Below are 25,345 nucleotides of genomic sequence, written 5' to 3'. Positions count from 1 at the left end.
TGGGAAGTTGTGTTGTCGGATAGCCTTGTCGGGAGCTCGCTGGCAGACGTGAATGTAATCGGGCACGGAATCGACCTCGTTGAGGTTGCTGAACTGCAGCGCTGGATCGAAGATCCACGCGATCCGCTGATTCCGCGTTGCTTCGCGCAGCGCGAACTGGAGGAAATCGGTGACGGCCCTGATCGAATCGAGCGACTGGCGGGGCGGTTCGCCGCAAAGGAGGCCGTACTCAAAGCACTTGGAACCGGCTTCGGTGCGGGCGTCTCGTTCACTGATGTGGTGATCCACCGTACGCCAGGGGCTGCTCCCCAAGTCCAACTCGTCGGGGGTGCCGCAAAGGCAGCAGACGCCCTGGGAGTGACCGACTGGCGGCTCAGTATCAGCCACGCAGGTGGCTTGGCGATGGCGAGCGTTCTCGCTTTGGGGCGCTAACTTCACGTGCGCGGCTCATGACTCTTCGAAGGGCCGAGGAATGTGATGCGCCGCGCATCGAGATCGACGGCTATACGGCCGCCGCGCGCAGCGAGCACCGCCCGCCAAACGTCGAAGCCCTGCAGGATTGCTTTCTCCCACTCACCGGTCGTGCACTGGCGCACTTCGAGGTGAGAAGTCATGTCCTTGATCGTGCGCAAGAGCTGGAAGTCGAGCGCAGCGACACCTTCAAGAAACCGATGGCGACGTGCATAGTCGAACGTAAGCGCCGATACGCCTTCTTCGATGACAGCCGCGCGCCCACCGTCCTCCACTTCGTCGAGCAGCGGCTGGCTTTTGCGCTTGCGCCGGAGCAGCGCACGCGTGATTGGCGACCAGCCCAAGACGGCGGCATAGGCAAAATGGAAGACGTCGTGGAAGCGATAGCCATCGGGATCATAGGCGTTGTCGGTAAGCTCCGCGCCAAACGGCTTACCGTCGATCAAGACACGCACTTGCTGACGCGTTTCGCCGTCAATGTCGACAAGTTCGACTTCAAACCGCCGGGGCAAGCGTTCACCTTCGGGTAGATCTGCGTCGAAGGAAAGCGGTTCGATGCGTTCGCTTGCCCAGCGCTGCTTGACCTTGGCGAGGTTGGCGGCGGCTATATCGGAAAGCGAGAGATCGAACTTGCTGGCGACATTGGCGGTGTACCAAAGCAGATCGCCCAACTCTTCGGACACACGCTCCTTAAACAGGCGATGGGCCTCGCCGTCGCGCAAATGCTTCTTATACTCGCTGAGAAGCTGACCGGTTTCACCGGCGAGGCCTAGCATGGGCACAATCAGCGCTGCGGCATCCTCAGCGCCGCTCTGGACCGGTACGCGGTCGGTGCGCAGTGCCTCCATCTGGTAGCTGTTGAAATCCATGCTTGCCTCCTTCGGCGTCACTCCATCGCGATGCGTAGCGGCACGTCGACGTGGATCTTGTCGTTGAGCTTCCATTTAGGTGGATAGAAGAGGTCAATCTGCTCTGGGATCGGATTGAACTTCTGCTTGATGCGGACGCGGCCGGTCTTTCCCGCTATCTGCGGGTGTGCCACGCGCGCGTATTTGTCGACTTCGCAAAACAGGTTCTGGCAGTCGATCAACTGAAGACGCCTGCCCCAGAGTGACTGAAAGCTGAGGCCCAGGCGTTCGAACTCGTGCTCCTGTAAGTCGGCCATCAGCCGGATAAGCTCTGGCTCGTTCAGACCACCAGGATCCACGAAACATTTGCGCAGGCCGTCGCGCGCGCCTGGGCCGGGCACGACGAAATCCATCTCACTGAAATCGGTGAGCTCGCTGTAATTGATGTCGGTGATGAATTGATAGGCAAGGAAGTCGCCAATCGTCGGGTAGGCGCGCAGCTTCTCGAAACCCTCCTGCATCGTGCGTGTTTGCGCCAGCCGATCAGCTAGCCGGTCGGCCATCATGCGTTCGAGCAGCAACAGATGGTTCTGATGCTTGGCTGAGCGTCCGAAAGCCCGGCTTCCTGGCGGCATGATGTAGGCCGCTGAGTAAATGCGCTGACCGGCCCGCATCGCGCGCGAGAGAATCTTGTCATAGGCAGCAAACTGATAATCCTCGAAGAGGATCGGGCCGAGGGAGCTTTCAAGAAGTTCCCAAGTTTCGATCTTGTTGAACAGCTTGAACAGCAAAATGCGGAAGAATACCTCGCGGGGCGTACTCGGCAGGTCGTCGCGATAGATGACATGCCGTATGAGATACTGGCTGACCCGATCAGATGCGCGATAGGCGTTGGTAAACTTGTAGTTAGCGAGCACAGGATTGTCCGTCCATGGGCGTGTCTCTGCACGTGCACGACGAAAAAATACCTCCTGTCTTTCGGCGGCGAAGCGCCAGTAGCTCTCGTAGACTTCGGACACCTTAGCCGGTGCGAGATGTGACAGCACGATCGGCATGGGCGTGGCTGACGTCTTCGTCGGGCCGAAGTCGACGGGGAGATCCATCGGCAGCGGTGCGGTGGCTCCGCTGGAATGAGACCTTGATGGGTGGCCGCGCGTACGTTTCGTTTTGTTCTTGGGTAACTTCGAATTCAAAGCGTAGCTCCTGCGGGCGCACTGGCGACAGCTGGGCGTGTCGCGGGCGCGGCGGCAGGGGCCACCAGCGCGTGGGCGGCGTCGACCAGCGGTGCTAAATCTGCATCGCTCTTTGTTATTCGCTCCAGTTTGGCGATTCCGACCATGACGTTCAGGCGCGCGAGCGGCATGCCCATCTCATGGGCCATGAAGGCGCCAAGCTGAGCCAGGCCCAGATAGTTCCCATAGGCTTTGTCGAAGATCTGCTGGGTCGCGTAGAATGCGTTAGTGACCAACCCCGCCGGGGTCGGCTCGAAGCTGACCTGCTGCAGGCAAGGGAAACCGAGCTGGGCGCTCGCAACATGGTCGCGACCCGGATCGAAGGTGGTGGCTTGCAACATCGAGCGTCGCACGCCGGTACGCGAATTGAATTGAGACAAAATCCACTCCAGTTGATTGCCATCGCAGGGACCGCGCCCGTACATGACCATGCGCTCAAAATACAGGCCACGGCCATTGGCTTTACGGTTCATCGCCTGCCAGCGCGGGAATGTCGCGCGATAGAGTGCGAAAAGGCGGGTCCGGTCGCCGCGCGACATTTCCCATAGACGTTGCGGAAAGATGGTGAACGCAACATCGTCCACCACGAGCCGCCCCTTGCGCTCGAGCAGCCGGTCCAGCGCTTGGCGTACAGTTGGTTCTTCGGAAGAGGCGCCGCTCTCAGCGAAACCGGTCAGGCTCAGAATTAACGGTGCGACCTCGGTGCCGGAGCCCTCAAGAACCTGCAGGAGCAGGCGCGCCCAAGCGCGCGAAAGGTTTGTGTCGTCGATTACCAACGGTGGCGGCGACTCGAGCGTTTTGGCCTTACTCATCCGAGTCCTCCTCAAGATGGCGGTACTGCGCGAGACCGACATAGCCATTTGGGGCGATGCGCACGAACACGGTCCAGTCGTTCGCCCTTGCCTGAAATATCCCGGGCTTGACCGACCGGAACAGGCGGCCTGACTCCAAGTCGCGTTCGAAGGAGAGTCCGCTGCCCGTCACCTCGGTGCCGAGTGGCAGGAGCAGTAGCATGTCAACCTCTGCGTCCAAGGTCGGCGCGGCACCACGACCATCGGCCACAATCAACGGTTCGGGCACCAGCGCGCCAAGAATTTCCGTGCGCAAAGCCTTAGGTGTGGCGCGCTGCAACACGGAAGCGCGACTGCGGGATATTAAATTCACACCCGCCGAAAGGTGGGTCACAAGCGTCGCGTAGCCGACGCCGAAGTCGCAGGCGATGGTGAAAACTTGCGACGGTGTGGCAGTTTCTGGTGCCCAGCCTCGGATCGAAAATGCGCGGCGCAAACCGATTATGGGCATAAGGATGAAACCGGCAAAGGTGTCGGCGAGAAACTCCTTCGGGTCTTCCCATGGGTGGGACTTTGCGTCCTCGCGCAGCTCGTCGATCGACGAGCCGTGTCCGAACACATGATGGCCGAGCTCATGCGCGCAGTTATAGGCTCGACGCGGCAAAGGCCGTCTGGCAGAAAGATGTATGCGCGGGGGAGTACCGCGTTGATACATCCCTTCCATGTTGATGTTGTTGAAACGCACCGTGACGCCCAGCTTCTCGCATAGTCCGTAGATGCAGATCGGACTAGTCTGATCTAGCTTGACTTTTGCCCGAGCCTCCGTTGCGGCCTGCATGGCCTGCGTCGCAAGGGTTCGGCGGCTAAAGCTGGGCTTCGCGTTGCGGGGCAGGCTCATCAGCGGTTGCCTCCGTTCGCTGTGGAATCGCTGCGCATGGCAGCCAACAGCTTCAGCAGGCGTTCCAGGTCGTCAGGCTTGAGTTTTGAGAGCTCGCGCGCTGCAAGCTCCAGTCGCGGATCCCGGGCGTCTAACGTGTCGGGCGCCTCTCCGAGGAGCCAAGCAACGCTCACGTCATAGATCTCAGCAAGCCGAGCGAGTTCGTCGGCCGACACGCGCCGATTGCCAGCTTCCATCTCGCTGATAGAAGGGCGATGCAGGCCGAGCATCTTCGCGACGTGGCCTTGCGACACACCCGCGAGCTTGCGCGCCTCTTTCAGCCGCTCAGCGATCTGGGTCCGCTTCGCCGACTCGATCTCGGTCATGCTGCGGCCGCTTCTTTCTCGTTTTGCTTCTTGAGCATCTCGCAGACGAAGACGGCAGTCTCGTCGATGGAGCGCGGAAGCTTGGTCGTTTCATCGACGAAAATATTCACGTCGTTCGGGATCGTCTCGCCGATCTCGGTAGCAAGGATGGTGGTTGCGACAGGCCAGACCTTGCTGTCGAACTTGGGCAGGTTCTCGACCGGTTTCGTAGCGCCCGTGAGCGACGGACATTCAAGGCCGCTGTCGGCCTGAATCTGGCCGAGGACGGTGATCAGCTTCTCTTTCAGCACAGCGGGATCCATGGGACATCTCCATTACTCGATAAGACGTAAGATAATCTTACCAAATGTCAGCGTCAAGACCCCCCAGCCCTCTCACCATCCGGGAGGAACAATCAGAGGCTGCGAAAACAGAGCCTCTGCCAAGAAACCTCTCTGCTGGTGCAAGGCTTGAGAAGTGTCAGTTAATTGGCTGCTCGCCATGTCCCTGAAGATTTTCACGCGAGTGCCCGAAGGCAAGGAAACGAGGAGTTTATGATTGGTGATCGAATATCTCGCGGTTTCTATTGGCGGCTCATTCGACGGTACGAGCAAGCTGTCGCGCCGCGTCGCCATGCGAGTGAGTGCGGCTTGGCCTCGGGAGGGGAAGGCCTTCCCCTGCGGCCGAGCCTGTAGTCTCGGCCGACCCCTTCGAGCGGGGGGATTCCCCCGCAACGCCCCCCTTTTAGAGCGAGAGTGCGGACGGGTTTGCCGTGACGGGATGAGGACCGGAGGAGAGGCCTCCGGCGCCCGTCGCGGAGACCCGCAATGTCCAGACACAACCGCAAATCCGGCGCCCGGCGCGACCGGAGCAATCTTTATTCCGAAATCACCGACAAGATCATCGCCGAGCTGGAGGCCGGCCGGGTGCCCTGGGTTCAGCCCTGGGGAACGGCCGCCGCGAAGGCACCGCTTGGCCTACCGAAGAATGCCTCCACTGATCGTCAGTATTCGGGCATCAATGTCCTGCTCCTCTGGGGCGCCGTGATCGAGCGCGGCTTTTCCGGCCAGAGCTGGCTGACCTTCCGCCAGGCGCTGTCGCTCGGCGGCAATGTCCGCAAGGGCGAACGCGGCACCACCGTCGTCTATGCCGACCGCTTCGTGCCGGAGGATGAGAAGCGCCGGGCGCGCGAGACTGGCGAGGACGCCCAGGCGATCCCGTTCCTGAAGCGTTTCACCGTCTTCAACACCGATCAGTGCGAGAACCTGCCCGAGGATGTGGCCACCGCCGCGCCGCCCGTGCCGACGGGCCTGATCGAACCGCGCGTGGAAGCGCTGATCGCCGCGACCGGCATCGATTTCCGCATCGGCGGCAACCGGGCCTTCTACGTGCCGGCCCATGACTATGTGCAGGTGCCGCCGCCGCAGGCCTATTTTGAATCCATCAATTGGCACCGCACCGCGCTGCACGAGATGGGCCACGCGACAGGCCATCCCTCGCGTCTGGGTCGCGACTTCTCGGGTTCGTTCGGTACGAAGAAGTACGCCTTCGAGGAGCTCATCGCCGAGATAAACGCTGCGTTCTGCTGCGCTTCGCTCGGCATCGCGCCGACCGTCCGGCACGCCGACTATATCGGCTCCTGGCTCGAAGTGCTGCGCGAGGACAACCGCGCCATCGTTCGCGCCGCCAGCCAGGCTGGCAAGGCCGCCGACTGGCTTTTGGCGTTCGCACCGGATGCGGTCGAGACATCTCGCGACAGGAGGGTGGCATGATCCTGTTGACCGACGATCTGCGCGACCGGCTGCTCGCCAATGGGCGGCAGCGCGATATCGATCATGTGCCCGTGGTGAAATTCTTCAATCCAGTCGGCGCGGGCACCTGGCTCATCACCGAGATGGAGGCGGACGGCGACACGCTGTTCGGCCTTGCCGATCTCGGTTTCGGATGTCCGGAGCTGGGCTCCTGCAGCCTTGCCGAATTCACCTCGGTGCGCCTGCCGTTCGGTCTCGGGCTCGAACGCGACATCCTGTTTCAGGCCATGTTCCCGATATCGGTCTATACCGAGGCGGCGCGCCTGACCGGCCACATTGTCGAACGCGGAGATCTGCTGGAGGGAGCTGCGGCGGTAATGCAGTCGCGGCGGTGACGTGGCGCTCAGACCGTAACCTTCGTGCAAGGCTCCGGCCAGGCACAGGAGAGTGAGAGGGCTGCGCCCTGTTTCCGTGACGGGTTTCAAGCCGAGAGAGAGGCTCTCGGTGCCCGTCGCGGAGTAACTCACCATGGCGAATGCGCCTAAGAAGATCACCCTCAGCGCCTCGCGCGACATCCCCTTCAACAAGCTCGTTCTCTCCCAGTCCAACGTCCGGCGCATCAAGGCCGGCGTCTCGATCGAGGACCTGGCCGAGGACATTGCCCGCCGCGGCCTCCTGCAAAACCTCAACGTCCGTCCGGTCGTTGACGGCGACGGCAAGGAGACCGGCATGTTCGAGGTTCCGGCCGGCGGCCGCCGTTTCCGGGCACTCGAACTTCTCGCCAAGAAGAAGCGGTTGGCCCGGACGACGCCAGTCCCGTGCCACGTGCGCGAGGCGGACAGCGACATCTCGGCCGAGGAAGATTCCCTCGCCGAAAACGTCCAGCGCGCTGCGCTGCATCCTCTCGACCAGTTCCGGGCCTTCCAGACCTTCCGGGACCAGGGCATGAGCGAGGAAGACATCGCCGCGCGCTTCTTCGTCTCGGTCAACACCGTCAAGCAGCGCCTCAAGCTCGCTTCGGTGTCGGAGAAACTCCTCGATCTCTATGCCGAGGACGCCATGACGCTCGATCAACTCATGGCCTTCACCGTTTCGCCCGACCACGCCCGCCAGGAACAGGTCTGGGAGGCCATCGAGCATAGCTGGTCGAAGGAGCCCTATCAGATCCGTCGCATGCTGACCGAGAATACCGTTCGAGCCTCGGACCGACGCGTGCGCTTCGTCACCATCGAAGCGTACGAAGAGGCCGGCGGCGCCGTCCTGCGCGATCTCTTTCAGGACGATGACGGCGGCTGGATCGAGGACGTGGCCTTGCTCGAACGCCTGGTCGGCGAAAAGCTCACCGCCGAGGCGGAGACCATCGCCGAGGAGGGCTGGAAATGGATCTCGGTTGCAGCCGATTTCCCCTATGGCCATACCAACGGATTGCGGTCGCTCACCGGCACGCCGGTCGATCTGACCAACGAAGAGCGGGCCGCACGCGAAGCCCTTCGTGAGGAATTCGACCGTCTCGAAGCCGAATATGCCGAGGCCGACGAATTGCCCGACGAGGTGGATGAACGGTTCGGCGAGATCGAGGTGGCACTCGACGCCTTCGAGGATCGGCCGAAGCAGTACGATCCTGCCGAGATGGGCCGCGCCGGCGCGTTCGTCTGCATCCGGCATGATGGCGAGCTTTCCGTCGAGCGCGGCTATGTCCGTCCCGAGGATGAAGTGCCCGAGGGCGACAATGACGCGGGAAGCGATGGCGATGCGTCAACCGATCCCCACGCCGTGCAGCGCACCGTCATTTCCGTCGGCGGCGAACCCGAGCCGGAGGACGAGGAGGACTATGCGATCAAGCCGCTGCCCGAGCGGCTGGTGATCGAACTGACCGCGCATCGCTCACTCGCGCTGCGTGATGCGCTGGCCGACAACCACTCCGTCGCCATGACCGCGCTGATCCACAAGCTGGTACGTGACTCCTTCCAGCATGTCTCGTCACCGGGGTGCCTGGAGGTATCGGTTCGGCAGGTCTATTTCCCGGTGCAGGGCGATGACCTGAAAGACAGCGCGGCCGCCAAGACCGTCGATGACCGGCATGAGGCCTGGAAGGCCGATCTGCCCCTCGAAGACGACGAGGCACTCTGGACCAAAATTGATGGCCTCGACGATGCGAGCCGCATGGCGCTCCTCGCCCATTGTGTCTCCTTTGGCGTCAACGCGCTCTACGAGAAGGCAAATCCCTATGGCGCGGGGCCGACGGCGCGCGGCGTTCAGCAGCGTATTCACGAGGCGGACCGGCTCGCCCGTGCCGTTGGGCTCGACATGGTGGAAATCGGATGGCGGCCGACGGTCGAGAACTATTTCGGCCGGGTGACCAAACCCCGTATCCTCGAAGCGGTGCGCGAGGCCAAGGGCGAGGAGACGGCACAGCTCATCGACCACCTGAAGAAGCCGGACATGGCGAAGGAGGCCGAACGGCTGCTCTCCGACAGCGGCTGGTTGCCCGAACCGCTGCGCCTACCCGTCATCGACGATGGCACCACCTCGGATGCCGAGGTCGATGGTGCCGAAGCCCTGCCGGCCTTCCTCTCCGACGAGGACGACGGCGAGGAAGAGCCGGTCGACGCGCCGCAAACCGTGGCTGCCGAATAGCCGCTCCTGCGGGGCGGCCAGGGCCGCCCCGCATCTCACCCCATCATTCCCAACACGGCCCGGTCACCGCACCGGGCTGTTTCGTTTCAGGAGCCTGTCATGGCCGACTACTTCACCCACTTCTCCTGCGTTCTCGACGTCATAACACCCGAGAATGCGGCGCGCGCGCTCGATCTCTACAACCGTCTGTCCGAAAAAAACGCAACGGAAGACCCGCCGTCCGAAGGCTTCGATCTCTCCATCGTGCCCGAGTATGGCGGCACCTGCCTCTGGATACGCGACGATGCCACCGGCGATCCGGAACATGTCATCCAGTTCGTCAAACGCTGCGCCACAGCGTTCTCACTGACCGGACGGTGGGGCTTCCAATACGCCAATACCTGTTCGCGGCCCCGTATCGATGCGTTCGGTGGCGGCGCCCATGTCCTCGACCTTGCCACCGGCGAGACCGTGGCGTGGACCTATACCGGCGAATGGCTCGCCGACACGCTTGCGGGAGGCCAGTCATGAGCATTCCCGACCATGCCCGCGCCAATTTCCAGACACTGTTGCGGGCCGCCGTCGACGGCAATCTCGCCCTGCTCGAATGCGCCGACGCCGAGACCGGAGCGGTGCGCTACGTGATCTGCGCGGTGGGCCGGGATGCCGGCGAGTTCCTCTTCACGCCCTTCGGTCATCTTGCCGACGGCAATCCCTACGAGGCCTATCGGCCGCCCGAGCCTTGAGAGGGAGAGGGTTGCCGGGACGGGTTTGAGCCGGTGCGGTCCAGAGAGAGCGCTGCCCGGCTTGCCCCGTTCCCGCTCTCCCGAGGTTTTCCCCAATGACAGAGATCGTTCCCGCGGCTGCGCTCGCCCGCGCCGCCCAACAACTCCTTCCGCTTCTCGAACAAGGTCAGCGCATCGACGCGCCCGCGCTCCGGATCGCGATGGACGCCGCCTTTGGCGGCTCCGACACCGATGGCGCCTGGGACTGGAAAACCGCCTATGACGTCTGCGAAGGCGCCGCCGTCCTGCTTCTACGCAAATACGGAAAGGCGCTACTGCGCAAAGCCGGGTCTCCGGCGGGTGCGTTGCCATTGCTCACCAGGATCGCCGGCCTTCAGCCCTCGCACACCCGCCGCTCAGAAGAGAGCGAAGCCTTCCAGCAGTTCTCGACGCCCATCCCCCTGGGCTTCGCCGCGGCGACCGCCGCCGCAATCACCGTGGACGACATCGTGCTAGAACCCTCCGCCGGCACCGGCCTGCTCGCCATCCTCGCCGAAATCGCCGGGGGCCGGCTCCATCTCAACGAGTTGGCCGAGACGCGCGGCGCGTTTCTCTCGTCCCTCTTTCCGGCTCTTTCGGTCACACGCTTCGATGCGGCTCAGATCGACGACTATCTGGACGAGTGCGCCGTTCCCAGCGTCGTGCTGATGAACCCGCCATTCTCGGTGATGGCCAATGTCTCGGGGCGCATGGCCGACGCCGCCTATCGTCATGTCGCCTCGGCGCTGGCGCGCCTGGCGCCCGGGGGACGCCTTGTCGCCATCACCGGCGCCAGTTTCGCACCCGAGACCCCGAGATGGCGGGACGCCCTCACGCGCCTGCAGGAGCATGGGCGCGTCATCTTCACCGCTGCGATCGACGGTAAGGTCTATGCACGCCATGGCACCACCATCGACACCCGGCTGACGGTGATCGACAAGATCACCGCAGATGATCCCTCCGCCTTTCCGGTATCGCGGGGTATCGCCCCCGATGTCGCGACGCTGCTTGGCTGGATCGAGGCGGACATGCCGCCCCGCGCACCAGTTTCCTTGCCGGCGGTCGCCGGACGGCCGGTCATCCCATCGCGCTCGACCGCAGCCGCGCCACGCACCTACGGTGGTATCAGCACCGCATCGTCCATGGCCGAGCCGTCGGGCGAAGAACTCACCTACGAGACGGTCGACTGGACTCCGCCGCAGGGCGGACGCCTCACCGATGCGATCTACGAGGAATACGCGCTTCAGTCGATCCGTATTCCCGGCTCTCAGGCGCATCCGACCAGGCTCGTCCAGTCCGCCGCCATGGCCTCCGTCGCGCCGCCGAAACCGGATTATCGCCCGCATCTGCCAGCGGGGCTGGTGGCCGACGGCACTCTCTCCGACGCCCAGCTCGAAAGCGTCATCTATGCTGGCGAAGCCCATGCCCAGCATCTCGCCGGCGCCTGGACCGTCGATGAGACCTGCGATGTGGTCACCGCCGCGGCGGAGGGTGCCGACAACGCTGTCCGCTTCCGGCGTGGCTGGTTCCTCGGCGACGGCACCGGCGCGGGCAAAGGCCGCCAGGTCGCCGGCATCCTGCTCGACAATTGGCTCAAGGGCCGCCGCCGCGCCGTCTGGGTGTCCAAGTCCGACAAGCTGCTCGAGGATGCGCAACGCGACTGGTCGGCGCTCGGTCAGGAACGACTCCTCGTCACGCCGCTGTCGCGTTTTCGCCAGGGCACGCCCATCCGTTTGCCGCAGGGCATCCTATTCACCACCTATGCCACGCTGCGCTCCGACGAGCGCGGATCGAAGGTTTCGCGGGTCCGGCAGATCGTCGATTGGTTGGGGGAAGATTTCGATGGAGTGATCATTTTCGACGAAAGCCACGCCATGCAGAACGCCGCCGGATCGAAGGGCGAACGCGGCGACCAGGCCGCCTCGCAGCAGGGCCGCGCCGGACTACGCCTGCAGCACGCGCTCCCCGACGCCCGTGTCGTCTATGTCTCGGCGACCGGCGCCACCACGGTCCACAATCTCGCCTATGCCCAGCGGCTCGGTCTCTGGGGCGGCGAGGATTTCCCTTTCACCACCCGCGCCGAGTTCGTCGAGGCGATCGAGGATGGCGGTGTCGCCTCCATGGAGGTGCTGGCACGCGATCTCAAGGCGCTCGGCCTCTATCAGGCTCGTTCGCTCTCCTATGAAGGGGTCGAATACGAACTGGTCGAGCACCAGCTCACCGACGAGCAGCGGCGCATCTACGACGCCTATGCCGGCGCCTTCGCCATCATTCACAATAATCTCGACGCCGCCATGCAGGCGACCAATGTCACCGGCAGCGAGGGTACGCTGAACCGGCAGGCCAAGTCCGCCGCCCGCTCGGCTTTCGAGAGCGCCAAGCAGCGCTTCTTCAACCACCTCATCACAGCGATGAAGACGCCGTCGCTGATCCGCGCCATCGATGCCGATCTCGAAGCCGGCCATGCCGCCGTCATCCAGATCGTCTCCACGGGCGAGGCGCTGATGGAACGGCGGCTCGCCGAAATCCCGACCGAGGACTGGAACGACGTCCAGGTCGACATCACGCCGCGCGAATATGTGCTCGACTACCTCGCCCATTCCTTCCCGGTGCAGCTCTACGAGCCCTTCACCGACTCGGAGGGCAATCTGTGCTCCCGCCCGGTAACCCGCGACGGCCAGCCCGTCGAAAGCCGTGAAGCCGTCGCCCGCCGCGACCGGCTGATCGAAAAGCTCGCCTCGCTGCCGCCGGTCCCCGGCGCACTCGATCAGATCATCCAGCGCTTCGGCACCGACATGGTCGCCGAAGTCACGGGCCGCTCGCGCCGCATCGTCCGCAAGCCGGGTGCCGGCGCCATGGCGGATCGCCTCGCCGTCGAAGGCCGTGCGATTTCGGCAAACCTCGCCGAAACCCAGGCCTTCATGGATGACCTCAAGCGTATCCTCGTCTTCTCGGACGCCGGGGGTACAGGGCGCTCCTACCATGCCGACCTTGCGGCGAAGAACCAGCGACTGAGGGTTCACTATCTGCTGGAGCTGGGCTGGAAAGCCGATGCAGCGATCCAGGGCCTCGGGCGCACCAACCGCACCAACCAGGCGCAGCCGCCGTTGTTCCGGCCGGTCGCCACCGATGTGAAAGCCGAGAAGCGCTTCCTCTCCACCATTGCCCGCCGGCTCGACACGCTCGGGGCGATCACTCGAGGCCAGCGCCAGACCGGCGGCCAGGGCTTGTTCCGCGCCGAGGACAATCTCGAAAGCGCCTATGCGCGCGATGCGCTGCGCCGGCTCTATCTTATGATCGTCGGTGGCAAGGTCGAAGGATGCCCGCTCCAGACCTTCGAAACCTCGACCGGCCTGAAGCTCGTGGACGATATCGGCATCAAAGACGACCTGCCGCCGATCACCACCTTCCTCAACCGGCTTCTGGCGCTCACCATCGATCTGCAGAACATCCTTTTCGCGCATTTCGAGCAGATCCTCACCGCCCGGATCGAAGGCGCCATTGCCAGCGGCACCTATGATGTCGGCCTGGAAACGCTGAGGGGCGAGCAGTTCACCGTCACCGACCGGCAGGTGATCCACACGCATCCCGCGACCGGCGCGGAGACCGCACTGCTCACCGTCGCGCAGCGGGAGCGCAACCATCCCGTCGTGCTGGACGAGGCGCTCGACCAACTCGCCGATCCGCGTGCGGCCCTGCTGGTCAACGAGCGATCGGGCCGGGCTGCGGTGCGTGTCCCGACCACCAGCGTGATCGACGACGACGGTGTCGTCGAACGCCGGGTGCGCCTGATCCGGCCGATGGAATCCACCAAGGTGCCCCTCGCAATGATGAGCGAGACGCACTGGGTCGAAACCGACCGCGAGACGTTTGCGCACATCTGGGACACCGAAGTTGCGGCAGTCCCGGAATATACCGACAGCACCGTTCACATCGTTTCCGGGCTGTTGCTGCCGATCTGGAAGCGCCTGCCCAATGAATCGACGCGGGTCTACCGGCTGCAGACCGATGATGGCGAGCGGATCATTGGCCGCAAGGTCTCACCAGCCTGGGCCGCGAACGCGGCGACGACGGGCGCCGCCAGCCTCTCGGGGGACGATGCCTTCGCCGCGCTGACCGAGGGTCGCACGATCCTCGATCTCGCCGAGGGCCTTCAGCTTCGTCGCGCGCGCGTCATGGGTGCGAACCGCATTGAGCTCACCGGCTTCACCGACATGATGCGCGACCGCCTCAAGGCCTATGGCCTCTTCGGCGAGATCATCTCGTGGAAGTTCCGGCTGTTCGTCCCGACCGATGCGTCCGGCGCTGCCGTCCTCGCCAGGCTGCTGGAGCGGTTTCCGGTCGAGCGCATCGCCGAGCGGGAGGCAGCCTGATGACCCGCGACGCTTCAGCCCTCGCACATCGTCTCGGCCGGCAGGCCGAGGCCGTGTGCCGCGAATATCTCTCCAGCGGGCGGCGCGAGGGCCGCTACTGGATGGTGGGCGATGTGCACAACACTCCAGGTCGCTCGATGTTCGTGCGCCTGACCGGCCCCGAATCCGGAAAGGGAGCGGCAGGCAAATGGACAGACGCCGCAACGGGTGAACACGGTGACCTCCTGGACGTCATCCGGGAAAGCTGCGGTTTGACCGAGTTCAGGGACGTGGCCGACGAGGCGCGACGGTTTCTCAGCCTGCCGCATCCCGAACCGGAGCCGGCATCATCGCGTAGACGGACGTCGCCCGCACCAACGGGTTCGCCGCTGGCGGCGAAACGCCTGTTCTCGATGGCACAGCCGATTATGGGCACACGCGCGGAATCGTATTTGCGTAGACGCGGCATTACAGCTTTGCACGGAACCGGTTCGTTGCGGTTTCATCCGCGCTGCTATTACCGGCCCGACGAGCACAGTCCGACAGAAACCTGGCCGGCACTGGTTGCATCGGTCACCGATCTAAACGGTCACCAGACCGGCGCGCATCGCACCTGGCTCGATCCGAACGGATTCAGCGAGGCGACACTCGGCAAGGCCCCGATCGAGACGCCGCGACGGGCAATGGGCGACCTGCTCGGCTATGCCGTCCGGTTCGGTGTTGCGGGCGAGGTCATGGCGGCAGGCGAAGGCATCGAGACCATGCTGTCGCTGCGATGTGTCTTGCCCGAGATGCCCATGGCCGCCGCGCTCTCCGCAGCTCATCTTGCCGCCATCCTGTTCCCCGACACGTTGCGCCGGCTCTACATCGTGCGCGACGACGACCCGGCGGGAGATGGCGCAAGGGATACGGTGGTCGAACGGGCCGATGCGCTCGGCATCGAGGCGCTGCCACTCTCGCCGATGCTGGGCGATCTCAACGAGGATCTGCGCCTTCGTGGTCTCGAACCCTTCCGGGCCTCGATCCGGGTCCAACTCGCCCCGCAGGATGTCGCCAGGTTCATGGAGTCGGTTCTGTCTGCCTGAACGGGCAGCGGTGCGGGCTATGGCGGTGACGACGCAGCCTTCGTCAACGGCTCCCCGTGAATGCCGGAGAGGGCCGCGCCCCGGCCTTCTCAGAGGGCGACCGGACAGCAGGCGGCCCGGTCCAGCAATGGCTGCGACCAGCGATTTTCCAGCGGCCCTGCGGGCCTTTCCATCGCGAAACAAAATCGCCGGCCTCCGTCATCCTCCGCTGCCGCTTCGGTCCCTCCGCTGCCGCTCCAGGATGCAGGCCCGGTCCGCCCGCCGTCTTTCGGCGCCATGAAGGCCGCGGCGGGCGCGGCCAACCGACAAAGGGAGCCACCCGATGACACTCGACGACGACACCTTCGAACCCCATCACGAATCCTCGCCGACCGAGCACGCACTGAACGAACTGCAACTCCATGGCTACCGCCATGACGGGCACGGCCCGGATCCACGCCTCGTCCCGGAGGACAACGTCATCGCAGGCGCAGTGTCCGACATCTTCGACGCCCTGATCGCCACCATGGCGGATACCGCTCTCGATGGTGAACTCGACGATCTGCTCTGGTCGACCGTCAACATGTTCCACCGCGCCGCCGACCGGGTCGAACGCAAGCTCGACGATAACGAGCAGGCCCAGAAGCGCGGTCAGCGCGAACAGGACGGTTCCGAAATCAAGGCGGTCGAGCTCGAACGGCTCATCGAGACCGGACAAGGCCTCATCGAACGCCGCGACAGCCTGGAAGTCTTCCGCGACAGCGCCGCCGAGCATTATCTGCGCACCACCGGCTCCTCCTGGTCGCCGCGCACCGGCTCGCAGGTCAATCACCGCGCGCTGACATCGGCGATGATCGACAGCCGGGACTTCATCGCCGAGCGCAAGCGCGCCAACCGCGAAGTGCTGTTGCCGGCCGGTCCGAAGGTCGCGGTCTCCGGTGGCGCCGACTACAACGATCACAAGTTGATCTGGGCCAAGCTCGACCAAGTGCATGCCAAGCATCCGGACATGGTGCTGATGCACGGCAAATCGCCCAAAGGCGCTGAAAAGATCGCCGCTCGCTGGGCAGATCACCGCAACGTCGCGCAGATCGGGTTTGCGCCGGACTGGACCAAGCATGGGCGCGCGGCACCCTTCAAGCGCAATGACCAAATGCTCGATGTCCTGCCGATCGGGGTCATGGTCTTCCCCGGCACCGGTATTCAGGAGAACCTCGCCGACAAGGCGAGGAAGCTCGGCATCCCGGTGTGGCGGTTCGTATGAACAGCCCCCAATATTCAACAAGCGAAAATTTTGACGCGAATCTCGCCGCGCCGGTCTCGTATCCCATCAGGTCGTCCTCGGACCTGTATCGAAGGTGTTTTGCAATGTTGTTTGAAGCACGTACGCGGCAGCGGCGACGATAGTGGAGACCACAATGAGGAAGAGACCGATGGCAACCCCGCCTGCAATGTCATCATGACCGCGCACAATTATAAAGAAGTAGGCCTCTGCCGCCAAAAGAGGGACGACAAGGGATATCGCACAGTATTTTATGATCCGCAGCGCTCTCACGGAAGCCGGCGAGAACACCTTGTTTTGCCCAACGTGTCCGAGCAATGTGAACGCTTGGTATAGCGCCACGAAAAATGGAACGGACGCCACATACGCACACGCCAAGAAGGGGTCATTGAAATATATCTGAAAGAGGGACGCGTTCACATTCCCGCCCTCGACGTGAGGCTCGAGGAGCATGACGGCAAGAGCGCCCACTCCCATGAGCACAATGACTACCTGAAGAAATATCGTCGGGCTTCTTTTCATAGTGATTTGCCTCAACCGCACGATCCGACAGCGATGTTAGTACCGTGCGGCTAGTCGTGCCACCTGGTTGTTGAACCCATGCTGTATGCCAACCAAAGTAGGCCTCACTGCGGCGCAAAGTTGCCGTGTGCGTCATAGAATTGAAGGTGAAACACGGGCTCGAAGCAGACCTTCCCAATCGCGCCCGACTCAAAAATGTGATACGATTCAATCGCGCCGCGGTGGTGGTGGAGGCGCAACCGTTCGAACCTTTTCTTACGGAGACGCCACCATGATTATTGCCATCTTCGGATCCGTCACCGCAATCGCCGTCCTCTGCTGCTTGTTGTTCACGCTTGCCATCTACGCCTTGCCCGCGCTCGGGGGCGTGGCGGCAGGGATGTGGGCCTATGAGACCGGCGCGGGCCTGCCGGGCAGCGCCCTTGTCGGACTTGTCGGCGCGGGCCTTGTGTTCGGACTTGCGCAGTTCCTCATCCTGTTCGCCCGGCCCATGTGGGTGAAACTCGCCGTAGCGCTCGCCTTCGTCGCACCTGCGGCCATCGCGGGTTTCCACGCCACCCACGGCATCGTCAAACATCTCATGCCGTCGGAGAGTTGGCAGATCGCCTTCTCCGTGATCGGCGCGGTGGCGGTCGGCATTACGGCGTTCGTGCGCATGACCTCAATGGCCCCGCCCGGACCTGCCGGACAGACGCCTGCCAGCATCTGAATGTCATTGCAGGCACAGCCGGGACAGGGGCTGAGGTCTTGTGCCGCGTCCGTATCGAAGGCTGAGAAATGTGGACGCGTGGTACGGGACGGACCGACGATTTCGGTCGAGAGTTTGCGCCCCCGTATGACATGGCGTGATTTGCCCCGAAACGCGCGACCGGTGCCGGACGCAGTGCGGCTTGCGTCCGCATCGGGTTGCATCGCTGGTTATGCAACGGACTGGCCTGCAGGGCCGCAGACGATTTCCGTTATTTCGCCGGACAAGAACCGGGGTGTTCGACATTGCCATTCTCTCCTTGAACGATCCCTGTAAGCCGACCGCTCCAAACGGCCTCTTCAATGGGCTGATCTGGCCGAAGACCGGCTGCGCCTCGATCGCCTATGGCGCAATGGCGCCTGTCAATTTTCTTCCCCTGCCGGCTGCGCCGCCATTCCTCGCGAGCCAAGAAACCCGCCGGATCGCCATCCTCCGCTGACGCTGCGGTCGCAAGCGATGCGCCGTCGATCGCCTCCGGCCTCTCCGATCGCCATCGAGGCCGCGTGGTGCGGGCTCGAAACCAGCGATCAAGGAGAACTACCATGGCAACCATCGGCACCTTCAAGAAGTCCGGCAACGAATACACCGGCGAAATCGTCACCCTCAACGTGCAGGCCAAGAACGTCCGCATTGTCCCCGAAACCAACCAGACCAGCGAGAACGCTCCCAGCCACCGCGTCCTGGTCGGTCGCGCCGAGATCGGGGCAGCCTGGTCCAAGCAGTCGAACGAGGGCCGCGACTATCTCGGCCTCAAGCTCGACGATCCGAGTTTCACCGCTCCGATCTACGCCAACCTCTTCGACGACGAAGACGACGGCTATAGCCTCATCTGGTCGCGCCCCACCCGTCGCAACGGCGAGTGAGGCCCGACAAGCTCCCGCCCGGCTGGTCCGGGCGGGAGCTTTTCTTATGCCGACCGAATCAGATGCGCCGTCAACCGCCGATTGCCCGATTCAAAACGGTTTTTCTGCTTTCAAATCGAGCAAAGGCGACTATTATAGATGGGGTATTCGGGCACTCCCTAGCCAACAAAGTCGTGGATGTTCCTGAATTCCTCAGCGATTCAGGGGGCATCATGCGAGTTGGGTGAGTCAGCTAAAACTTCTATGATCCGGCACGATGCGACTTTCCCATTGTCGCACGATTTGATCATCCGAGTGAGCTCGCTCTTAAGTCCGAGAAGGCGTCGGATCCGCACCTCGACGGCTTCGAGCTGATCGGTGGCAATTCGGCTCACCTGCTCACAAGAGGACTCTGGCCTTTCCTGCAGAGCGAGCATCGTCTTAATAGCCGGGATGTCGAAGCCGAGATCCCTGGAATGGCGTATGAACGTCAGTCGCCGAACATCCTCTGCTTCATAGAGGCGCCGCCTGCTCTCTGTGCGGGGCGGCGGCGGGATGAGATTGATCCGCTCGTAGTAGCGGATTGTCTCGATATTGACGCCTGTCCGTTGTGACAAGGCTCCGATGGTGATCATGGCGAATTCATTCCGTAACGGTGGTTCGAGTAGGGATAACAACTGGGCGGAAGCGTCATCGGCATCCGTGCGCCGATTGCCGTTGGCCGCTGAGCGCCAACCCTCAGGGCACGTTCATTCCGACGGCGTGTGAGCGCGCAACTCCTCCAACCAGAGGCGGGCGTTGCCATCCGACGGAGCGCGCCAATCGCCGCGCGGCGACAGCGAGCCGCCAGCAGTGACTTTGGGGCCGTTCGGCGACGCCGAGCGCTTGAACTGGCTGATCGTGAAGAAGCGATAGAGGAACACCTCCATCCACGATCTGATTGTGGGCAGATCATATGCGCGACGGCGCTCTTCCGGATACTGTGGAGGCCAAGCTCCGGCGGTGGCGTCACGCCAGGCATGGAAGGCCAGGAAAGCGATCTTCGACGGCTTCAGGCCATAGCGCGTCAAATAAAACAGGGTAAAATCCTGCAGTTCATAAGGCCCAATCTTCTCCTCCGTACTTTGTAAGGCGCCGCCTTCGCCGGCCGGCACGAGTTCTGGCGAAATCACAGTGTCAAGAATGGAGAGCAACGTGCCGTTCGTTGCCTCATCGAAGGCGGCTGACTGTGCCACCCAGCGGATCAAATGCTGGATGAGTGTTTTCGGCACCGACGCGTTGACGTTGTAGTGGCTCATATGGTCGCCGACACCGTAGGTCGACCAGCCGAGCGCGATTTCGGACAGATCGCCAGTGCCAAGCACCATGGCGCCTCGCTGGTTGGCTGCACGGAACAAGATGTCCGTGCGCAGGCCCGCCTGCACGTTCTCGAACGTCACGTCGTAAACCGGCTCGCCTTGCGCGAACGGATGCTGAAGTGACGCCAGCATCTGCTGCGCCAACGGCTTGATGTCGATCTCCTCGGCGGTGACGCCGAGACTACGCATCAGCGTCCAGGCATTTGCCTTGGTGGCCTCCCCCGTCGCGAAGCCCGGCATCGTGAAGCCGAGAATGTCGGACCGGGGCCAGCCTAGCCGGTCGAACGCTTTCGCCGCCACGATCAGCGCGTGAGTGGAGTCCAGACCACCGGAGACCCCGATGCAGACGCGGCGGATGCCCGTCGCCTGAAGGCGCTTCATCAACCCCTGGACCTGGATGCTGTAGGCCTCATAACAGTCCTGGTCGAGGCGTGCCGGATCGGCTGGAGCATAGGGGAAGCGCGCGACGGCCCTGCGCAGCCCGAGGTCCGTCATCGACGGCTCGAACCGGAAGCCGATACGCCGGAACCTGTCTTCAGGCATAGCTTGTGCGATGGCCGCCTCGTTGAAGGTGCCGGTGCGCAGGCGCTCCAGTCTGAGCCTATCAACGTCGACATCGGCGATGGCCATTTGCGAGTCCTGCGGGAACCGTTCGGTCTCTGCCAGCAGCTGCCCGAGTTCATAAATGCAGGCTTGACCGTCCCAAGCGAGGTCCGTCGTCGACTCGCCCGGACCGGCCGCGGAATAGATGTATGCAGCCCAGCACCGCGCCGATTGGGTTGCGCAGAGCAGCCGGCGGGTTTCGGCCTTGCCGACAGTGATGTTGCTGGCCGAGAGGTTGGTAAGGATGAGAGCGCCAGCGAGCGCGGCAAAGTCGCTGGGCGGAGCCGGTCCCCATACGTCCTCGCACAGCTCGACGTGGAAGACGAAGCCTGGCAAATCCTCGGCCGCGAAAATCATATCCATTCCGAAGGGGACGGACTGACCAGCGATCTCGATGGTAGCGCCTTTCAAGTTTCGGCCCGAAGCGAACCAACGCTTTTCGTAGAATTCCCGATAATTCGGCAGATGTCCTTTGGGAACAACACCCAAAATGCGCCCACGATGGACGGCGACAGCGCAATTGTAGAGTCGTCCTTCCCGCACCAGCGGCGCGCCGATGAGCAGAACCGGCGAAAGCTCGCGGCTCGCGGCCGCGACTTCCTCGATCGCTTGTTCCACCCGCTGCAGCAACGCGGCTTGGCCGAGAAGATCGTCAATCGCGTAACCGCAGAGGCCCAATTCCGGGAACACCATCAGCGCAACACCCTGGCGCGCACCGTCGCGGGCGAGCGCGAGCGTCTCAGCGACATTGTAGCTGGGATCGGCGACTTCGCATTTCGGTGTACAGGCAGCCACGCGAACGAAACCCTGCTGATAAATCGAATAGAAGCTCATCCGCCGGTCTCATCTCGTGTTCTTGCGGTGCCCGATCTCGGCACCAAGTGGCCGTGACCGCTGTTACGGCGACCGGGTTCAGTCACGGCCTCGACCCCTCGCAAGGGTTGATTCTGTAGTTACTACAGGATTTATATACCTATGATCGGGGCGTGTGAACCCACGCGCGATGAGTGGTCGCCCCCGGTCTTTCATCACCACAGGCAGGCGGCGGAGGACGACAAGGAGCAAGGACAGTGTTCAAGAGGCTCAGTTCTGACCAGGTGGGCATTGTCCGAGCCTCAGCCGTCGCGCTCGCCTTCGCGGCGGTCGTCCTTGTGGTTGGCTATGCCTGGCTGCCTCCTGAATTGTTCGGCCTCAGCCCAGAGATGGACTTCGGTGAGCGGATCGCGTTCACGTTGAAGGCGAGTATTCTCATGTTTCTCTGGCTGGCCGGCTGCGTCGGCGCGGTGAGCAGAGGCAGGTTCTATTCGCCGGCGGATATACGGGGCTCGGCGTTCGGCAAACCCAGCCCGGCAATCGCCGTGCGTGCCGCGGTGCTGCAGAATTCATTGGAGCAGACAGTACTGGCTTTTGGCGCACATCTGACCCTAGCAGCGCTTCTGCGAGAAACCGAAGTGGTGCTCATACCGCTGCTGGTTGCTCTGTTTCTGGTTGGCCGCATCACCTTTGCATTCGGCTACGCCAAACGAGTCTCAGGCCGGGCTTTTGGCATGGCGCTCACCGGCGCCTCAATAATCGCGAGCTATGGAATTGTGGTCGGGCTGATAGCCGCCGGACGCTGACGTCTGTCGCTCGCTTGGACGGCAAAAAACGATTGAAAGGCCTCTTGCTCCTGTAGCCACTACAGAATGTATGGTGCGTGAAAGGATTCGAGCCGGGCTCGAGAGAATAAGCAAATTTAGGAGACCGCAATGACTATTGAAGCCGAGGCTAGAAGCACCTTAGGCACGTTACGCTTCAAGGTTGAGGGCTTGGATTGTCAGAACGAAGTTCGGATGCTTCGTGCCGCGGTCGGTCCCGTCGTCGGTGGCGAGGACAAGTTGTCGTTCGACACCAAGGGCGGTGTCATGGAGGTCGCGGGCCTGACCGCTCCGGCACTCGATACCATTGAGCAGGCGGTCGCTACCACTGGAATGAGGGCACAATTGCTGGCTGAGCTGGATAAGTCCTCCGCGTCGGCGTGGCTGTTCAAGGTCGAGGGCCTCGATTGCAAAAACGAGGTCGCGATGCTCAAGCGCGAAATCGGCCCTCTGGTTGGCGGTGAGGACTGGCTCGCCTTCGACACAGCAAAGGGGTTGATGACGGTCGCGCCTCAGCACCGTGCCTCGATCGACGAACTCGTGAGCGGCATCTCAAGAACCGGGATGTCAGGCTCTCTCATCCAGGATGGTTCGGCCGAAACCATGCTCCTGCGTGTGCGCGGCCTCGACTGCAAGAATGAGGTGGCTGCTCTGACCAGGGAACTGGGACCGCTCGTTGGCGAGGATAAGCTCGCCTTCGACACTTCGCAGGGTGCGATGACCATTGCACCTCAGAGCGGGACAACCCTCCAAGAGATCGAACAGGCGGTCGCGCGAACCGGGATGCGGGCTGAGCTGTGGACAGCGCCGGCCGTTGCTGAGCAGGCAACCTGCGATGCCGCAGGATCCGCGTGCGGTTGCGCGACCAACGTGAAGGAAGCCCTCAGCCCGCCGCCGATCAATCTGCCTGGCGGCGTTGTCTATCGAATCCATGGCATGGATTGTGCCGACGAGATCGCCGCCCTGAAGCGCGAAGTCGGCCCGCTCGTTGGTGAGGACAAGCTCGCTTTCGACCTTCTTAACGGCCGCATGTCGATCGACATGGCGCCTGACGCCGCCTTGGAGGCCAAGATCGAGAAGGCCGTTGTACGCGCCGGCCTGCAGGCGGAGCCCTGGACCGAGGGCGCCACCAGCGAAGGGGCACGGGCAGAAGAGCGGCGCAGACGCATTCAATCATGGCTGACTGCTGCGAGCGGCCTGTTCGTCGCGATCGGATTTGCGGTTCACGCCTGGGTCGGAGGTGGAATCATCGCGGCCTTCGAGGCAGGCGAACATGGTGCAGGTGCAACGCCGCTGCTAAGCGTCATTCTCTATACGCTCGCCGCGCTTTGTGCTGTGCGTTACGTGGCCCCGAAGGCTTGGCTCGCGGCCAGGCGCCTGCGTCCCGACATGAACCTCCTGATGGTGATCGCCGTCGTGGGTGCGATCGGAATTGGCGCTTGGTTCGAAGCCGCAACGGTTTCGTTCTTCTTCGCGCTCGCCCTTGCTCTCGAGGCCTGGAGCCTCGGCCGAGCGCGGCGGGCCGTGGCGGCCCTGATGGAGCTCGCGCCGCCGACCGCGCGCATCATGCTTGAAGACGGCACGGAGAGAGACGTGCCGGCAGCCGAAGTCCGTGTCGGTTCGCACATCATTATTCGACCTGGCGATAAAGTACCGCTCGACGGCCGTGTGGCCGCCGGAGAGAGTGAGGTCAACCAGGCACCGATCACCGGCGAAAGCGTCCCGGTCTTCAAATCGGAAGGAGACGACGTTTTTGCAGGCACCATCAACGGCGAAGGCGCGCTGGACGTCGTGACCACCAAGGCGTCAAGCGATACCACGCTCGCGCAGATCATCCGCATGGTCGGCTCCGCGCAGGGCCGGCGGGCTCCCAGCGAGCAGTGGGTCGAGAAATTTGCACGCGTCTATACGCCCGTCGTTATGGCGCTCGCGATAGCCGTTTTTTTGGTGCCGCCGCTGTTGCTCGGTGGTGGCTGGGAGGTTTGGTTCTATCGCGCCCTCGTATTGCTCGTGATCGCCTGCCCCTGCGCCCTTGTCATCTCGACGCCCGTGACCATTGTGGCTGCCCTTGCGGGAGCTGCGAAGCAGGGCGTGTTGGTGAAAGGCGGCGTCCATCTCGAGACGCCGGCGCGCTTGAAAGCAATCGCCATGGACAAGACGGGGACGCTCACCGAAGGACGTCCTCAGGTCGTGGAGATCTTGGCGCTCGGCAGCCGAAACGAGGATGACCTTCTTCGGTTAGCAGCAGCCCTCGAGGCGCGCAGCGAGCACCCCATCGCCCGCGCTATTTTGGCGAGGGCAACAGAAAACGGCATTGCCGCACAACCGGCCGAGGCCGTCCAGGCCATCACGGGTCGCGGCATGACCGGCCGCGTCTCCGGTCGCGAAGTCTGGCTTGGGTCACGCCGCTACCTCGATGAACGCGCGGTCGGCTCACCGGCCATCCTGGAACGCGCCGACACACTTTCCGGCGCTGGCCGGACCATTGTCGCCGTTGGCGACGGCCAGGAAGTCTGGGGACTGATCGCTGTTGCCGATGCTGTGAGGGCTGAAGCCAAGGATATCGTCACCGCGCTGCATCGGGCGGGCGTGGAAAAAGTGGTGATGCTGACAGGCGACAATCGGGCCACCGCCGAGGCGATTGCCAAGCAGACCGGCATTGATGAAGTTCGCGCGGAACTTCTGCCCGGCGACAAGGTCACGGCCGTCGAGGACCTGGTTCGGCGCTATGGCGTCGTCGCCATGGTGGGTGACGGGGTCAATGACGCCCCTGCCATGGGCCGCGCCAATCTCGGCATTGCCATGGGCGCAATGGGGAGCGACGCAGCCATCGAAACGGCAGACGTCGCCCTGATGTCGGACGACCTCTCCAGACTTCCCTGGCTCGTGCGCCATTCACGAGCCACGCTCGCCGTCATTCGGCAGAATATCGCCTTCTCGATCGCCGTGAAGCTGTTGTTCACAGTGCTGACGGTGATCGGTCTCGCATCCCTTTGGGGCGCGATCGCCGCCGATGTTGGGGCCTCCCTGCTGGTCGTTCTCAACGGTTTGCGGCTCCTCAATCGGGAACAGCGCCAGAGAGATGGTGGCCCAGTCGGCGGCGCAAAGGTTCGAGCACAGGAGCGCCAGCATTCCACTGTGGCTCGCCCTGCAACTGCGCATTGAGCCAATAGCGGCCGCCCTGTATTGGGGCGGCCGCTGACGACAGAAATGCCGATCAGA

General features: G+C 63.1%; 23 protein-coding genes. 14 read left to right on the top strand and 9 right to left on the bottom strand.

Annotated features, from left to right (window positions below; all coding sequences use genetic code 11):
• Positions 1-12: 12 nt before the first annotated feature.
• Positions 13-432, top strand: coding sequence for a holo-ACP synthase (acpS, locus tag RBJ75_RS00430; RefSeq protein WP_234707376.1), 420 nt, complete (start codon positions 13-15; stop codon positions 430-432).
• A 2-nt stretch (positions 433-434) separates the two neighbouring features.
• On the opposite strand, the gene RBJ75_RS00425 is transcribed toward acpS, so the two are convergent.
• The 6 genes from RBJ75_RS00425 to RBJ75_RS00400 are packed head-to-tail and all read right to left on the bottom strand — an operon-like array spanning position 435 to position 4,907.
• The gene (locus RBJ75_RS00425; protein ID WP_044409291.1) at positions 435-1,340 is read right to left on the bottom strand and encodes a nucleoside triphosphate pyrophosphohydrolase family protein; all 906 of its coding nucleotides are present in this window, start codon (positions 1,338-1,340) and stop codon (positions 435-437) included.
• Positions 1,341-1,357: 17 nt separating this feature from the next.
• A complete protein-coding gene (locus RBJ75_RS00420; RefSeq protein ID WP_234707375.1) occupies positions 1,358-2,512 on the bottom strand; it encodes a nucleotide kinase domain-containing protein in 1,155 nt (384 codons plus the stop codon).
• Complete coding sequence (locus RBJ75_RS00415) at positions 2,509-3,363, bottom strand: thymidylate synthase (protein WP_044409283.1); 855 nt, start codon at positions 3,361-3,363, stop codon at positions 2,509-2,511. The genes RBJ75_RS00420 and RBJ75_RS00415 overlap by 4 nt, the downstream gene beginning before the upstream one ends.
• Positions 3,356-4,240 carry an ImmA/IrrE family metallo-endopeptidase gene (locus RBJ75_RS00410; protein ID WP_044409282.1) on the bottom strand — a complete coding sequence of 295 codons (885 nt, stop codon included), beginning with the start codon at positions 4,238-4,240 and terminating at the stop codon, positions 3,356-3,358. The genes RBJ75_RS00415 and RBJ75_RS00410 overlap by 8 nt, the downstream gene beginning before the upstream one ends.
• Positions 4,240-4,605 carry a helix-turn-helix domain-containing protein gene (locus RBJ75_RS00405; RefSeq protein ID WP_044409281.1) on the bottom strand — a complete coding sequence of 122 codons (366 nt, stop codon included), beginning with the start codon at positions 4,603-4,605 and terminating at the stop codon, positions 4,240-4,242. Before RBJ75_RS00405 ends, RBJ75_RS00410 begins: the two co-directional genes overlap by 1 nt.
• A complete protein-coding gene (locus tag RBJ75_RS00400) occupies positions 4,602-4,907 on the bottom strand; it encodes a hypothetical protein (RefSeq protein ID WP_044409278.1) in 306 nt (101 codons plus the stop codon). The genes RBJ75_RS00405 and RBJ75_RS00400 overlap by 4 nt, the downstream gene beginning before the upstream one ends.
• 504 nt (positions 4,908-5,411) lie before the next feature.
• Here RBJ75_RS00400 and RBJ75_RS00395 point away from each other — a divergent pair.
• The 8 genes from RBJ75_RS00395 to RBJ75_RS00360 all read left to right on the top strand — a co-directional run bounded on the left by RBJ75_RS00395 (position 5,412) and on the right by RBJ75_RS00360 (position 16,395).
• The gene (locus RBJ75_RS00395) at positions 5,412-6,356 is read left to right on the top strand and encodes an ArdC family protein (RefSeq protein ID WP_044409276.1); all 945 of its coding nucleotides are present in this window, start codon (positions 5,412-5,414) and stop codon (positions 6,354-6,356) included.
• Positions 6,353-6,730, top strand: a complete 378-nt coding sequence (locus tag RBJ75_RS00390; RefSeq protein WP_044409273.1) for a DUF2958 domain-containing protein — start codon at positions 6,353-6,355, stop codon at positions 6,728-6,730. The genes RBJ75_RS00395 and RBJ75_RS00390 overlap by 4 nt, the downstream gene beginning before the upstream one ends.
• A gap of 133 nt (positions 6,731-6,863) precedes the next feature.
• A complete protein-coding gene (locus RBJ75_RS00385) occupies positions 6,864-8,972 on the top strand; it encodes a ParB/RepB/Spo0J family partition protein (protein ID WP_044409270.1) in 2,109 nt (702 codons plus the stop codon).
• 99 nt (positions 8,973-9,071) lie between these two features.
• Complete coding sequence (locus RBJ75_RS00380) at positions 9,072-9,482, top strand: hypothetical protein (protein WP_044409267.1); 411 nt, start codon at positions 9,072-9,074, stop codon at positions 9,480-9,482.
• The gene (locus RBJ75_RS00375; RefSeq protein ID WP_044409264.1) at positions 9,479-9,697 is read left to right on the top strand and encodes a DUF6117 family protein; all 219 of its coding nucleotides are present in this window, start codon (positions 9,479-9,481) and stop codon (positions 9,695-9,697) included. Before RBJ75_RS00380 ends, RBJ75_RS00375 begins: the two co-directional genes overlap by 4 nt.
• Before the next feature lie 95 nt (positions 9,698-9,792).
• Positions 9,793-14,088, top strand: a complete 4,296-nt coding sequence (locus RBJ75_RS00370; protein ID WP_276156982.1) for a strawberry notch family protein — start codon at positions 9,793-9,795, stop codon at positions 14,086-14,088.
• The gene (locus tag RBJ75_RS00365; RefSeq protein ID WP_044416085.1) at positions 14,088-15,152 is read left to right on the top strand and encodes a toprim domain-containing protein; all 1,065 of its coding nucleotides are present in this window, start codon (positions 14,088-14,090) and stop codon (positions 15,150-15,152) included. Before RBJ75_RS00370 ends, RBJ75_RS00365 begins: the two co-directional genes overlap by 1 nt.
• A gap of 322 nt (positions 15,153-15,474) precedes the next feature.
• The gene (locus RBJ75_RS00360; protein ID WP_044416083.1) at positions 15,475-16,395 is read left to right on the top strand and encodes a DUF2493 domain-containing protein; all 921 of its coding nucleotides are present in this window, start codon (positions 15,475-15,477) and stop codon (positions 16,393-16,395) included.
• A gap of 66 nt (positions 16,396-16,461) precedes the next feature.
• On the opposite strand, the gene RBJ75_RS00355 is transcribed toward RBJ75_RS00360, so the two are convergent.
• Positions 16,462-16,935 carry a DUF2975 domain-containing protein gene (locus tag RBJ75_RS00355; protein ID WP_044418044.1) on the bottom strand — a complete coding sequence of 158 codons (474 nt, stop codon included), beginning with the start codon at positions 16,933-16,935 and terminating at the stop codon, positions 16,462-16,464.
• Positions 16,936-17,206: 271 nt separating this feature from the next.
• Between RBJ75_RS00355 and RBJ75_RS00350 the strand changes: the two genes are divergently transcribed.
• The 3 genes from RBJ75_RS00350 to RBJ75_RS00340 all read left to right on the top strand — a co-directional run bounded on the left by RBJ75_RS00350 (position 17,207) and on the right by RBJ75_RS00340 (position 18,546).
• Positions 17,207-17,644 (top strand): hypothetical protein, encoded by a 438-nt coding sequence (locus tag RBJ75_RS00350; protein ID WP_044418042.1) that lies wholly within the window; start codon positions 17,207-17,209, stop codon positions 17,642-17,644.
• Between the two features lie 274 nt (positions 17,645-17,918).
• Complete coding sequence (locus tag RBJ75_RS00345) at positions 17,919-18,122, top strand: hypothetical protein (protein ID WP_044418040.1); 204 nt, start codon at positions 17,919-17,921, stop codon at positions 18,120-18,122.
• A gap of 103 nt (positions 18,123-18,225) precedes the next feature.
• Complete coding sequence (locus tag RBJ75_RS00340; RefSeq protein WP_044418038.1) at positions 18,226-18,546, top strand: DUF736 domain-containing protein; 321 nt, start codon at positions 18,226-18,228, stop codon at positions 18,544-18,546.
• 200 nt (positions 18,547-18,746) lie between these two features.
• Here the strand turns inward: RBJ75_RS00340 and RBJ75_RS00335 are convergent, their stop codons facing one another.
• Both RBJ75_RS00335 and RBJ75_RS00330 read right to left on the bottom strand, forming a co-directional pair.
• The gene (locus RBJ75_RS00335) at positions 18,747-19,160 is read right to left on the bottom strand and encodes a MerR family transcriptional regulator (protein ID WP_024338473.1); all 414 of its coding nucleotides are present in this window, start codon (positions 19,158-19,160) and stop codon (positions 18,747-18,749) included.
• Positions 19,161-19,274: 114 nt separating this feature from the next.
• On the bottom strand, positions 19,275-21,320 hold the full coding sequence (locus RBJ75_RS00330; protein ID WP_024922550.1) for an NAD(+) synthase: 2,046 nt from the start codon (positions 21,318-21,320) through the stop codon (positions 19,275-19,277).
• A gap of 236 nt (positions 21,321-21,556) precedes the next feature.
• On the opposite strand from RBJ75_RS00330, the gene RBJ75_RS00325 reads away from it, so the two are divergent.
• Together RBJ75_RS00325 and RBJ75_RS00320 are read left to right on the top strand one after the other, a co-directional pair.
• Entirely contained in the window at positions 21,557-22,105 is a 549-nt protein-coding gene (locus tag RBJ75_RS00325) for an MAPEG family protein (RefSeq protein ID WP_276156981.1), read from the top strand.
• 129 nt (positions 22,106-22,234) lie between these two features.
• Positions 22,235-25,288: a heavy metal translocating P-type ATPase gene (locus RBJ75_RS00320; protein WP_097142796.1), complete on the top strand. Its 3,054-nt coding sequence runs from the start codon at positions 22,235-22,237 to the stop codon at positions 25,286-25,288.
• The last annotated feature ends 57 nt before the right edge of the window (positions 25,289-25,345 follow it).

Source organism: Rhodopseudomonas sp. BAL398 (assembly GCF_033001325.1).
Taxonomy (GTDB): domain Bacteria; phylum Pseudomonadota; class Alphaproteobacteria; order Rhizobiales; family Xanthobacteraceae; genus JARJEH01.
This window is presented reverse-complemented; position numbering and strand designations above follow the sequence as displayed.